Origin of the sequence: Haematobacter genomosp. 1 (assembly GCF_002196855.1) — a bacterium.
GTDB lineage: Bacteria > Pseudomonadota > Alphaproteobacteria > Rhodobacterales > Rhodobacteraceae > Haematobacter.
This window is the reverse complement of the sequence record NZ_NIPW01000008.1, coordinates 155,443-167,564: the sequence shown is the minus strand read 5'-3', so window position 1 is coordinate 167,564 and position 12,122 is coordinate 155,443. Positions and strand designations below refer to the sequence as shown.

10 protein-coding genes are annotated in these 12,122 nt (G+C 64.5%); 1 reads left to right on the top strand and 9 read right to left on the bottom strand.

Annotated features, from left to right (window positions below):
• The first annotated feature begins 406 nt into the window (after positions 1-406).
• Entirely contained in the window at positions 407-1,456 is a 1,050-nt protein-coding gene (locus CDV49_RS06090) for a linear amide C-N hydrolase (RefSeq protein WP_088214672.1), read from the top strand.
• 177 nt (positions 1,457-1,633) lie between these two features.
• Here the strand turns inward: CDV49_RS06090 and CDV49_RS06085 are convergent, their stop codons facing one another.
• From CDV49_RS06085 to CDV49_RS06045, 9 genes are all read right to left on the bottom strand, one after another.
• Positions 1,634-2,692, bottom strand: a complete 1,059-nt coding sequence (locus CDV49_RS06085; protein WP_088214671.1) for an ABC transporter ATP-binding protein — start codon at positions 2,690-2,692, stop codon at positions 1,634-1,636.
• Complete coding sequence (locus CDV49_RS06080; RefSeq protein WP_256947260.1) at positions 2,689-4,278, bottom strand: ABC transporter permease; 1,590 nt, start codon at positions 4,276-4,278, stop codon at positions 2,689-2,691. The genes CDV49_RS06085 and CDV49_RS06080 overlap by 4 nt, the downstream gene beginning before the upstream one ends.
• 14 nt (positions 4,279-4,292) lie before the next feature.
• Positions 4,293-4,892 carry an extracellular solute-binding protein gene (locus tag CDV49_RS20820; protein WP_256947259.1) on the bottom strand — a complete coding sequence of 200 codons (600 nt, stop codon included), beginning with the start codon at positions 4,890-4,892 and terminating at the stop codon, positions 4,293-4,295.
• A 628-nt stretch (positions 4,893-5,520) separates the two neighbouring features.
• Entirely contained in the window at positions 5,521-6,201 is a 681-nt protein-coding gene (locus CDV49_RS06070; protein ID WP_088214670.1) for a response regulator, read from the bottom strand.
• The gene (locus CDV49_RS06065; protein ID WP_088214669.1) at positions 6,198-7,502 is read right to left on the bottom strand and encodes a sensor histidine kinase; all 1,305 of its coding nucleotides are present in this window, start codon (positions 7,500-7,502) and stop codon (positions 6,198-6,200) included. Before CDV49_RS06065 ends, CDV49_RS06070 begins: the two co-directional genes overlap by 4 nt.
• A gap of 621 nt (positions 7,503-8,123) precedes the next feature.
• The gene (locus CDV49_RS06060; RefSeq protein WP_088214668.1) at positions 8,124-8,906 is read right to left on the bottom strand and encodes an HpcH/HpaI aldolase/citrate lyase family protein; all 783 of its coding nucleotides are present in this window, start codon (positions 8,904-8,906) and stop codon (positions 8,124-8,126) included.
• The gene (locus CDV49_RS06055; RefSeq protein ID WP_088214667.1) at positions 8,900-9,736 is read right to left on the bottom strand and encodes an FAS1-like dehydratase domain-containing protein; all 837 of its coding nucleotides are present in this window, start codon (positions 9,734-9,736) and stop codon (positions 8,900-8,902) included. The genes CDV49_RS06060 and CDV49_RS06055 overlap by 7 nt, the downstream gene beginning before the upstream one ends.
• Positions 9,733-10,839: a CaiB/BaiF CoA transferase family protein gene (locus CDV49_RS06050; protein WP_088214666.1), complete on the bottom strand. Its 1,107-nt coding sequence runs from the start codon at positions 10,837-10,839 to the stop codon at positions 9,733-9,735. Before CDV49_RS06050 ends, CDV49_RS06055 begins: the two co-directional genes overlap by 4 nt.
• Positions 10,839-12,002, bottom strand: a complete 1,164-nt coding sequence (locus CDV49_RS06045; RefSeq protein ID WP_035746904.1) for an acyl-CoA dehydrogenase family protein — start codon at positions 12,000-12,002, stop codon at positions 10,839-10,841. Before CDV49_RS06045 ends, CDV49_RS06050 begins: the two co-directional genes overlap by 1 nt.
• Positions 12,003-12,122: the final 120 nt, after the last annotated feature.

Below are 12,122 nucleotides of genomic sequence, written 5' to 3'. Positions count from 1 at the left end.
CCGAACCTTCGAGAGCGCCTCGGGCGTCTACACGGAGATTGGACAGGCAGCCATGTTTCCACGGATGCCGACCACGAGCGCGTCCCCTCTGCCAACCGCCCAGGGGCGTCGCACCGTCGCTCTCCGTTTCGGCGCCGATAATGAGCGTCGGTCGCCGATGTCTTGCCGTCAGGCCGGTTTCCACGTGAGCGCCACGACCACTCCATCTCCATCACGCGTGTTGATCAGGAAGTTCGATTCCTCTTTTCGGAGGGCGCCGCGCCCATCATTGTGCCGCAGGGATGGCAACGGTTTTCAGAAGTGCTCTGCGGCTCCCTGCGGATTATCGCGATGGCGGCGCAGATTTCGATGCTACGGTGACCAGACAATGCGGCGTCGTCCGACAGTTCTGAAAAGAGGAAAACCCATGCTGCGCCTGCTTCTCGCCACGGGAGCCATTGCCGCGCTCACCGCCGTTCCTGTCGCCGAGGCCTGCACCCGTGTGGTCTATCATGGGCCGGAAGGCCGGGTGTTGACGGCGCGGTCGATGGACTGGAGCCTGCCGATGCTCTCCAACCTGTGGGTCTTTCCGCGCGGCATGACCCGCACGGGCGAGGCCGGGCCGCGCTCGCTGGAGTGGACATCGAAATACGGCAGCCTGATCGTATCGGGCTATGACATCGCCACCGTCGACGGCATGAACGAGACCGGGCTGGTCGCGAACATGCTGTGGCTGGAAAGCTCGGATTATCCCGAAGACGACGGCAGCACACCCCAGATGTCGCTGTCGGTTTGGGCGCAGTATTTCCTGGACAATTATGCCACCGTGGCGGAGGCCGTGGCGGACCTGAAGGCGCGGCCCTTCCATGTCGTGACGCGGGATGTGCCGGTACAGCCGGGGCGGCTGACGACGGTGCATCTGTCCTTGTCCGATGCGAGCGGCGACAGCGCCATCCTCGAATGGATCGATGGCGAGTTGATCATCCATCATGGCCCAGAATACAGGGTGATGACCAACGATCCGCCCTATCCCGAGCAGCTGGCAGTGGCCGCCTACTGGCGGGGCGTCAATCCGCGGGAGATGCTGCCGGGCACCACCCGCGCTTCCGACCGTTTCGTGCGGGCCGGAACCTATATCGACATGGTCGTACAATCCGACGACCCGCGCGAGGCGGCTGCGGCGGCCTTCAGCGTGATCCGCAATACCTCTGTGCCGTACGGCATCACTACCCCAGAAGCGCCAAACCTCTCGACCACGCGGTGGCGGGTGGTGGCGGATCAGAAGGATCGGCTGTTCTATGTGGAATCCGCGATCTCGCCCAATGTCTTCTGGGTCGATCTGAAACGTCTTGATTTTGCCGCGAACAGCGGGGTGCGCTGGCTGGATCTGGGCGTCGATATGGTCGCCCTTCAGTCCGGGGAGGTATCCGGCAAGTTCACGCCCGCAAAACCCTTCCGCTTCGAACCGGCAGAGTGAGGCCGGGCGGGCGCGCTTCCACTGTGTGCCGCCTTTCGCTGTCCATTGTGGGTGCCAGCTCACCCCATATCCAGCGACACGCTTCTTAGCCGCCCCCTCGTCCTGCCGTATGGGTGCTGCTCTCGAAGAATATGTGACGGTTGCGATACGCCCCGCCGCCGGACTGCATCGCGCCGATCAGAGCGGAGGGTCTGGAAACGCTGGCCCCGTTCCGGGCTGTTCGGGGAGCGGGCTCACCGGCGCAGGGGTAACATCGGGCCGCAAACCGACGTGGACATTCGCACCATCCCGGAAAGGCGTGCGGCTTTCAGCCTCCACCAGCAGGCCTGCGCAATCCACCGTGCAGATCGTGAAGCGCCCGCGATACTCCGATGCAACCACCTGCCCATTGCCAGCCTGATCGCCCTTGACGGGGCTGAGCAGAATGTCCTGCGGTCGCACGGAAAACACGATTTCTCCCGCCCGCGCATCGGGCACGGGAATACGCCCGATGGCGGTTTCCGCCCAATGACCGGCGGTGTCGCGCAGCCCAGGGATCAGGTTCGTGCGGCCAAGGGCGCGCGCGACGAAGACATCCGCGGGACGCTCGTATACCTCGTGCACCGGCCCGCACTGAAGCAGTCGGCCATGGCGCAGCACGGCAACACGGTCGGCAAAGCCGAGCGCCTCGTCCTGATCGTGGGTAACGATGATGATCCCGCAGCCGCTTGCCTTCAGCAGACGGCGGATTTCCTGTCTGGCAGCCGTGCGCAGGTCGGTATCGAGGTTCGAGAACGGCTCGTCGAGCAGGATCAGACGCGGCTGAAAGGCCAGCGTCCTGGCAAGCGCCACCCGCTGCTGCTGTCCGCCGGAAAGCTGGTCCGGGAACCGGTGCTCCAGCCCGCTCAGCCCGACCATGGCGAGGAGCCGGGGCAGCGCAGCGGGGTCTCTGCATCCGAAAAGGATGTTCTCCGCCACGGTCATGTGGGGAAAGAGCGCATAATCCTGAAACACGATCCCGACCTTCCGCCGTTCCGGCGGCAGGGTGGTGACATCGCGACCGGAGAGCATGATACGCCCGGCATCCGGCGTCTCGAACCCCGCGATCATTCGCAGCGTCGTTGTCTTGCCGCAACCCGAAGGGCCGATCAGGGCAAGGATTTCACCCGCAGCCACCGTGAGCGAGATGTCCGTCACGGCCGTGGTGGCGCCAAAGCGTTTTTCGATGCCTTCGAGTTGCAGCAGAGCTTCCGTCACTTTCGCGCTCCCCTTCCGCCGCCCTCGTACTTCAGGATCAGCCCGACGAATACCGCCGAAAAGAGGATCAGGACCAGCGCGAACGGCGCGGCTTCCGCCATCATCCCCTCTCCGGTGCGGGCGAAGATCGTGGTGGCGAGGGTCCGCGTGCCGGTGGGGGCAAGCATCCACGCGATGGGCAGGTCTTTCACCACCATGACGAAAACAAGGATGCCTGCAGCGATCATCGGGCGTCGCAGGCGGGGCATCACCACGCTGGCAAACGCGCGCAGAGGAGAAGCGCCAAGCGCACGGGCCGCCTCTTCCTGATGCGGGCCGATCTGCATCAGCGCCAGCCGGATCGGCCCAAACGCCAGTGCGATGAAGCTGATGACATAGGCAAAGATCAGCAGCGCATGGGTCTGATAGAGTACCGGGGCCACCTGCAACGTCAGGAATGCGAGCGAGAGCGCCAGTGCAAGGGCGGGCGTTGCATAGCCCAACCACGCCAGCCGCTCCGCCAGGCGGGAGAGTGGCCCGGGCCAGCGCAAGTCGAGCAGGACGACCGGTAAGGCCAGCGCCATGGCGACCAGTGCGGCGGGCCCGGCGATCAGCACCGTCGCGGTCATCGCCGCCCCCAGATCAGCCGCGTTCAGCGACGGCAGGCCGAGCCGCATCCAGTGCAGAAGCACCATCAGCGGCAGGCCGAGCGCGGCCAGCGCCACGCCGCAGACGCACAGACGCGCGGGCCAGCGCCATGCCCCGAGCGCGATGGGCTGCACAAGCCGCCGCGCCCCGCTGGCCGTTGCGGCAAAACGGCGATTGCGGGTCAGCCGCCCTTGCGCGAACAGCGCAGCCACCGTCACCGCCAGCAGGATCAACGCCAGCCACGCCGCATAGGTGCGGTCGAAGGCGCCGCTGTACTGGGTATAGATCGCGTAGCTGAAAACCTCATACCGCATCAGAGCGACGGCTCCGAAATCGCCGATCACATAAAGCCCGACGACCAGCCAGCCCGAAACGAGCGCGGGCCATAGCTGGGGCAGAACGACCTGGCGAAAGACGGCTATCCGCGACCGGCCAAGGCTGCGGGCGGTTTCCTCCAGCGCCGGGTCCATGCCGAGAAACGCTGCCCGCAGATTCAGGAAGATATAGGGAAACGTGTAGAGCGTCAGCGCCAGTCCCGCGCCCCACAGCCCCCGCAGCGGCGGCAGCGACAGGCCGAACCAGTGCTTCAGGAACCCGTAATACCCGGACAGGCCGATGATCGCGTAGGCCATGACGTAGCCAGGCACCGCCAGCGGCAGCACCATCAGAAAGGACACGAGCCGCCTGTGGCCAAGATCGCTGCGCGTCACCAGCCAGGCCATCGGCAAAGCGATCAGCGTGCCCAGCCCCAGAACCAGCGCCACTAGCTTCAACGTGTTCACGAGGAGCAGCAGGTTCCTCTCCCGCAGCACGATCTGGGCGATCTGTTCAGGCTCTGCGGCAAAGGCGCGCATCAGCAGATAGATCACCGGCAGGCATGTTCCCCCCAGCACCAGCAGAACGGGCAGCACCACAACAAGCGGAGGGCGGGGCTTCTGCCCCGCCGTTGTCACTCTCACCGTCGGACTCAGGCTCAGAGCAGACCCACGTCACGCAGCAGCGTCAGCGTCCCCTCAAGATCGCCGAGCTTGTTCACGTCAACCTTGGGGCTGATTTCCTCCACCGTGGCAAGCGGTTCGAGGGTCGCCTGCGGGATGATGCCCTGCCGCACCGGGTATTCGTTGCCCTGAAGGGTGAGGAACTGCTGCGCGGCGGGCGACAGGAGGAAATCCACGAACTTCTGCGCGGCGTCCTTGTTGTCGGAGGCCTCTGTCACACCGGCCCCTGCGACCAGCACCAGATTGCCGATGTCACCCGCGCCGAAATGGGTCTGGTCCACCGGGAACGTGTCGTCTTTCGCTGTGTAGCGACCCAAGTAGTAGTTGTTCACCAGTCCGAAATCCACCTCGCCATTGGCGATGCCCTCGATCTGGGTGCCGTTGTTCTTGAAGACCTTGGTTTCGTTGGCCTTCATACCCTCCAGCCAGGCCTTTGCAGCCTCATCGCCATGGGTCAGGCGGAAGGCGGTCACGAAGGCCTGAAACGAACCGTTGGTCGGCGCCCAGGCAACGCGGCCCTTGTATTTCGCATCCGTCAGATCGGTGATTGCGCGGGGCAGGTCGGCCTCCCGCACACGCTCGGGAGAATAGACCAGAACGCGGGTCCGCCCGGATGTTGCTACCTATTTGTTCGACGGATCGCGGAATACCTCCAGCACCGTTTCACTGACGGCGGGGGAGAGGTCGGCGAACTGCGATGAAAGCGCGCCAAGGGCCCCGGCATCCTGCGCCCAGAACACGTCGGCCGGTGCGCGTGCCCTCCTCCATCAACAGCGTCGCCCTCTCGGAGGTGGAGCCGTAGCGGACCTCGGCATCAATGCCGGTTTCGGCCTCGAACTAAGCGATGAGCGGGGCGACCAGGGCCTCGCCACGACCGGAATAGATCACAAGCGAGTCGGCAGAGGCCATCGAACCCGCGAATGCAAACGCAATGCCGCAGAGGAGTGTGGTCTTCATCGGTATATCCTCGTAATCGGCCCGGCAGTTGCGGGCCCGGTGGTGGTGGCGCCCCGACGATTACCGGTTGGCCTGCCGACTGCATGCTCGTTTGCTGGCCCCTTCGCATCGCGCGGGTCTGGCTGAAGGCGACACCATGGGCGGAGGATTTCCCTTTCCGCGGGCCCACGGCCTGTCGCGGAATGCATAGCCGACAAAAAAACTCATCGAAATTGGCCCGGGACCAATGCCGGACCTTCCGGGACTTTAGTCCGGTGTCCCGACCCCGCCCCGTTCACCACGCAGCAGCATTGCGGCCTCTGTCCTGTTGCGGGCGTTCAGCTTGTAGAGAATGCGGGTCATGTGATTTTTGACCGTTTTTTCATGCACTTCCGTAAGGCGGGCAATTTCCTTGTTGGACCGTCCCTCGGCCACTAGCCTCAGCACCGCGGACTCCCTCGGGGTGAGCTGGTCCAGCAGACGCGCACGAAGTCCCGCCTGCTGATCGTTGCAGGCGGGGAGGCTCATCCTTGCGTCGCGCCCCATCTCGGAGATGACACGGGCGGCGACCGTCGGAGTAACGTAACCCTCCCCCCGGGCAATGGTGCGCACCGCGTCGATCAATGTGCGGCCTCCCACGCCCTTGACGATATATCCCGCCGCCCCCGCCGACAAAGCGTTGGTCAGATCGTCACTGTCCTCCGAGGCGGTCAGCACCGCGACGGCCACCCCGGTAAGAAGGCGCAGCGCAGGCAGCGCCGACAATCCGCCCCCCGGCAGCGAAAGATCGAGCAGAACCACATCGGGCCGCAGGCTCCGGGCAAGGGAAACAGCCTCCTCCGCCGTGGCCCCCTCTCCGCAAACCACGAGATCTCCCGCCTCGGCGAGGGACAGGGCCAAGCCGCGTCGGAAGATCGGGTGGTCGTCAACGATCAGGATGCGTGTCATGGAGCTTTGCTTTCGGCGCATGCGGGCAACCACATGGCAACGGATGTGCCTGCCCCCTCGCCGCTGCGCAAGCTGAATGTTCCGCGCAGGCTGAGCGCTCGTTCCCGCAGTCCGGCCAGCCCCAGCCCCGCGGTTTCGGCGCCCGGATCGAAGCCGGGACCGGTGTCGGTAACCTCGATACCGATGCCGCCATCCGTGGAGCGGACACGCACCGCCAGATCAACCCGCGGCGCGTGGCGGGCGCTATTGTTGAGGGTTTCCTGCACGAAACGATGGATGCAGTTGCGCAGCGGAAGCGGCAATGCCGCCAGCGTATCCGGCATGTGGAGCGTGACGCCCTGCCGCACTCTGGCTTCATGCGCGGCGACGGCGCGGCGGATAATCGCCGCAACGTCGAGCTTGCGAAGTTCGGGCAACACCATGCCGCGACAGATGAAGCGCAGTTCGGTCAGGCCAGCGTCCACCGCCTCTGCCACCTCTTCCTGTCCCTTGACGCCGTCGAGGCGCATCGCGGCGAAGGCGAGGTGTTGCGCGGGCCCGCCATGCAGATCTGCCGACAGCCTCTTCAGCGTGAGATCGTTGATCTCCGTGGCGCGCTGATTTGCCCGCTCCACTTTCCGAGCCAGAGCATCGTTGTGGAGCGAAGCCGAAAGCTCGGAGATCTTGTCGTCAAGCGCCGCTTTCTGCTGCCTGATCGTCCGCGCGCTGCGGGCAAAAAGGGTGTAGAGGGCCGCAAACATTCCCAGCGTCACCAGCCCGACGGCAAGCCAACTGTTCAACTGGCTGCGAAACAGGTTCGCGCGCAAGGTCTCGCTGCCGGTATAGAATTCTGCCGCGCCGATGACCTGACCGGTGGTCGTCGAATGGACGGGGCTATAGACCTCCATCAGATCCTGCGGTTCGGCTTCCGGCGGCATGGTCACCCTGCGCAGCGCGGCGTGAACCTGACCGTCAAGGGCGGCTCTCAACCGCGGATTGTCTCTCCCGGTCTGGCCGGTCATCCCGGGCCGGGTGCTGTACACGACCTCCCCCGCCGTGTTCCAGAGCTTGAAAGCCGACACCTGCCGGCTCAGCTCTCCGCGCCGCACGATCTCCTCCAGCAGGGTGCGGGTGGCATCGCCAATCCCTCCCGGCAGTTCGAGATCCTGCGCGGCCGGGGTGATCATCGCATCGACATAGAGCGCCGTGACGGCCCCGGCATTGTGCGTGACGATCTTTCGGACCTCCCCGTTGACCCAGAAGCCGGTGCCGATCATCCCGGCAAGCAGCACGCTGCCGGCGAGCAGGATGAACTGCCTCATGGGCTCAGCAAACGCGGCCCGTCCGGTACGGTGCTTTCCTTGCCTTGAGGGAGCGGGTGTCATGCTTCTTTCGGATCCAGTGGCCAGGCGGGGAACAAGATGGGAGAGGTTTCTTCATCTCGCCGCGAGCGTCAATCCGAAGCTGGTGGATCCGAAGCTGGAGTGATCGCGGGGACGGCGCTGTCATCTGTTGCGGGGCGGTGCTGCTTGCATCACTCGCTACCGTGCTCCCAGAGGCGCTAATCCGACCGCACGTATAGTCGTCATCCCGCTATCAGGCCGAGCAAATCCTTGCCATGCGGCGATGATAACCACACCCGCGCACCGCCCGCCGCCACTATTCGGTCGGAAGGAGGGATAGCTGATCCGGGCATCGGTCGAAGGTACTTGCCTAGGCATCGTTGGGAATGCTGGCGCTTCCATGAGATCAACAAGCCGGTTGGGCGGAGCATCGAGCGTCACTTTAACACCCCTCCTGCGTATGTGAAGCGGGAGGGGTGGCTGCGTTCCACAAGTCGCGATCTGCAGGAGACGTGGCCGCGCCCATGCACCCACGCAAACTTTCCGGCACGGCTCGCCGCGACGGAGAACCGGCTCTCAAGGGCGTCAGCCCCAAGGGTATCAGCCCGCCGTTGCGAGAATGGCGCGGGCGCGAAGGCGTACGGGCTCATCCACCATTGCGCCATCGACGGAAACCGCACCATCGCCGGACGCGATCACCCGGCGCGCCCAGTCGATCTCTGCTTCCGAGGGGGCAAAGGCGTTGCGGATGACCCCGACCTGCTTCGGATGGATGCAAAGCTTGCCCGTCATCCCGAGCGAGCGGGCATGGGCGGCGTCTTCACCGCTCACGGACAGGTCATCCAGTTGCACCGTCACACCGTCGAGGGGGGCGGCGATCCCCGCAAGGCGCGAGGCAAGAACCAGTTCGAACCGCGCAGGAAGCAGAACCTCTCGCAGATGCGCGCATCCCAGATCGGCGCAGAAATCGACCGAACCGAAGGCAAGCCGCATGACACCTTCCGCCGCGGCGATGGATCGTGCCGCAGCCAGCCCACGCGCCGTTTCCACCAGAGCTATAACGGGCAGACCGACCTGCGCCGCCACGGCCGCCACCGTGCCCGCCTCCTCCGCCTTGGGCAGCATCACCGCAGCCGGGCGAAGCGCTGCGACCGCCGCGATATCCGCCTCATGCCAGGGCGTTCCGAGGGCATTGATCCGCACGATGACCGGCAGATCCGTGAAATCGGCGGTCAGCGCGGCGCGGGCCGTGTCCTTCGCATCGGCGGCAACCGCGTCCTCCAGATCAAGGATCACCGCGTCAGTGCCTGAAGCTGCGGCCTTGGCGAAACGCTCGGGCCGGTTTGCCGGCACGAACAACGGCGCCCGAATGGCGGTCACCATGTCGCACGTGCTTCCATCGCCACCGGCCCATCGACGCGGGCAGTCCAGAGCCGCAGGCCGTCGCCGTCAGTCTCTGCATTGAGCGTGTAATCGGCGGTATCATACAACGGAGACAGCGAGCGGAAGTCGAAGCGGGCGGGACTGCTGCCACGCAGTTTTGCGGCGAACTGCACAAGCTGCGTCGCCTGAAGCGGCCCATGGACCACGAGACCGGGATAGCCCTCCTCTCCGGTCACATAGGGCTGATCGTAGTGGATACGGTGGCCGTTGAATGTCAGCGCGGAATAACGAAACAACAACGGCGGCGTGGGAGTGACCGGGGTGCTATGCATCCCCCGCGCCGCCGGTTCCACCGGTTTCGGGGTGCCGCCCGGCGCGTCCGCATTGCGATAGACGATGTCCTGCCGTTCTTCGATCACCAGCCTGTCGTCACTCTCGATCCGGTGGTCCACCGTGACGAAGCAAAGCGGCCCGGTGCGCCCCTCTTTCAAGGTCACGTCCCGGATGGTGGAGATGCGCGTTACCTGCTTCCCCACGCGGATCGCGTCGTGAAAAGCAAATGCTCCTCCGGCCCACATCCGGCGCGGCAGCGGCACGGGAGGCAGGAAACCGCCCCGCGCGGGGTGCCCGTCCACCCCCAGGCTGGCAGTCGGAGCGGCAGGGGGCGCGAGGCAGAGATGGATGAGCAGGGGGGCGGCATCCCCGTCCCTCGCATCGCCGTCCAGATCCAGCGTGGCGTTAAAGCGTTCCACCAGCGCCTGCGTGACACGCTCGGATTTCCGCTCACCGCGCCCGATCCACTCCCGCAAGTAATCGATATCCACGGTCATGCCTTGACCTCCACCCGGTTCAAAGCGGGCACTGGCCCATAGCTGCGCTGCTCGCCGGAGATAACGGCGGCCGGCGCGGGGTAGCTGACCGGTCCGTTGGGCGTCTCCACCGTGATGCGCCGCAGATGCGGATGTTGTGACAGCAGCTGCATGTCGCTGACCGAGGCGAAGGCGACATCCGCCTTGAGAAGTGCAAGGCTTGCCTCCTCCGCCGTTCGGCGCGCGAAACCTTCGGCGACCAGGCTGTCGGTCTCCGGCCGGTTACGCACCCGGGCCACGTTGGTCGCGAAGCGCGGATCGCTGCCCAGTTCGGGCCGCCCCAGAAATACATCTGCCAGCTTGCGCCACTCCCGGTCGCTTTGCACGGAGATCAGGATCGGCTTGCCGTCACTGCAGGTGAACACGCTGTAAGGCGCGATGGACGGATGGGCCATGCCAAGCCGCCGTGGCGACTTGCCACCCTCATGGTTCAGCAGCGGGACGGTGAGCCAGTCGGCCATCACATCGAACATGGAGACAGAAATCTGTGCCCCCCTGCCCGTCACCCCCCGCGCGATCAGGGCTTCGAGAATGGCGGCATGAGCGGTGGCTCCCGTCGCGATATCGACGATGGAAATACCGACGCGAGCCGCGGCTTCAGGCCCGCCGGTGATCGAGCACAAACCGGACTCGGCCTGTATCAGCAGATCATAGGCCTTCCGATCGGCCATCGGCCCGTTCTCGCCATACCCGGTGATCGAGCAGGTGATGAGCCGGGGCCACTCCTGCGCCAGACGCTCGAAGGAAAAGCCGAGCTTTTCGAGCGCCCCGCGCTTAAGGTTCTGAACGAGCACGTCGGCCCCGTCCAGCAACCGCGCCAGCTCCTCCCGGCCCTCATCGCTCGCCAGATCGAGCGTGACGGAGGTCTTGCCCCGGTTCAGCCAGACGAAATAGCTCGACTGCCCGTTGGCCACGTCATCGTAACCGCGCGCGAAATCACCTTCCGGCCGCTCGATCTTGATGACTTCCGCTCCGGCATCCGCCAACCGGGAGGTGGTGAACGGAGCCGCGACGGCCTGCTCGATGGCGACGACCGTCAGGCCCTTCAGCGGCTGATACACCATCAGAAGCTCCGCGGCAGGCCGAGAACGTGTTCGGCGACATAGGACAGGATGAGGTTGGTCGAGATCGGTGCAACCTGATAGAGACGGGTTTCACGGAACTTCCGCTCCACGTCGTATTCGCAGGCGAAACCGAAGCCCCCGTGGAACTGGAGACAGGCATTCGCCGCCTCCCAGCTTGCCTTTGCGGCAAGATACTTCGCCATGTTGGCCTGTGCGCCGCAATCCTCGTGCGCGTCATAGCGGCGGCAGGCATCGAACCGCATGAGGTTCGCGGCCTCTATCTCGATATAGGCCTCCGCGATCGGGAACTGCACGCCCTGGTTCTGGCCGATGGGCCGACCGAAGACATTGCGTTCGCTGACATATTTCACGACCCTGTCGGTGAACCAGTAACCGTCTCCGATGCACTCGGCCGCGATCAGCGTCCGCTCTGCATTGAGGCCGGTGAGGATATACTTGAAGCCCTTGCCTTCCTCGCCGATCAGGTTTTCCACGGGGATTTCGAGGTTGTCGAAGAACAGTTCGTTGGTCTCGTGATTGACCATGTTCAGGATCGGGCGCACTTCCATGCCCGATTTCATCGCCTCCTTGATGTCGACGATGAAAATCGACATGCCCTCGGATTTCTTCTTGACCTCCGACAGCGGCGTGGTGCGGGCGAGCAGGATCATCAGGTCGGAATGCTGCACCCGGCTGATCCAGACCTTTTGGCCGTTGATGACATAGCGGTCACCCTTGCGAACGGCGGTGGTCTTGATCTTGGTGGTATCCGTTCCGGTGGTCGGCTCGGTCACGCCCATGGATTGCAGGCGCAATTCACCGCTGGCGATCTTCGGCAGATATCTGCGCCGCTGCTCCTCCGAGCCATGCCGGACGAGCGTGTTCATGTTGTACATCTGCCCGTGGCAGGCGCCCGAATTGCCGCCCGACCGGTTGATCTCCTCCATGATGATCGACGCTTCCGTCAACCCAAGCCCGGAGCCGCCGTACTCCTCCGGGATCAGTGCGGCCATCCAGCCCGCTCGTGTGAGCGCCTCGACGAACTCCTCCGGGTAGCCACGCGCCTCATCGATCTTGCGGTGGTATTCATCGGGGAATTCTGCGCAAAGCGCCCGAACCGCATCCCGGATATCCTGATAATCGTCCGCGCCGTGATCAAACATACCCCGACTCTCCCCAAACCTCTCATCGTTTCGCGAAGTGTGCAGCAGGTGTGGCGATACATCAAATATATGATGATGCTACCACCTATACCGGATCGGCATGAATAGGGTGGCCCTCAT

Bases quoted from the DNA above. Each gene is read 5' to 3' on its own strand.
- CDV49_RS06090 (WP_088214672.1), top strand. From the start codon at position 407: ATGCTGCGCCTGCTTCTCGCCACGGGAGCCATTGCCGCGCTCACCGCC.
- CDV49_RS06070 (WP_088214670.1), bottom strand. From the start codon at position 6,201: ATGACACGCATCCTGATCGTTGACGACCACCCGATCTTCCGACGCGGC.
- CDV49_RS06065 (WP_088214669.1), bottom strand. From the start codon at position 7,502: ATGAGGCAGTTCATCCTGCTCGCCGGCAGCGTGCTGCTTGCCGGGATG.
- CDV49_RS06060 (WP_088214668.1), bottom strand. From the start codon at position 8,906: ATGGTGACCGCCATTCGGGCGCCGTTGTTCGTGCCGGCAAACCGGCCC.
- CDV49_RS06055 (WP_088214667.1), bottom strand. From the start codon at position 9,736: ATGACCGTGGATATCGATTACTTGCGGGAGTGGATCGGGCGCGGTGAG.
- CDV49_RS06050 (WP_088214666.1), bottom strand. From the start codon at position 10,839: ATGGTGTATCAGCCGCTGAAGGGCCTGACGGTCGTCGCCATCGAGCAG.
- CDV49_RS06045 (WP_035746904.1), bottom strand. From the start codon at position 12,002: ATGTTTGATCACGGCGCGGACGATTATCAGGATATCCGGGATGCGGTT.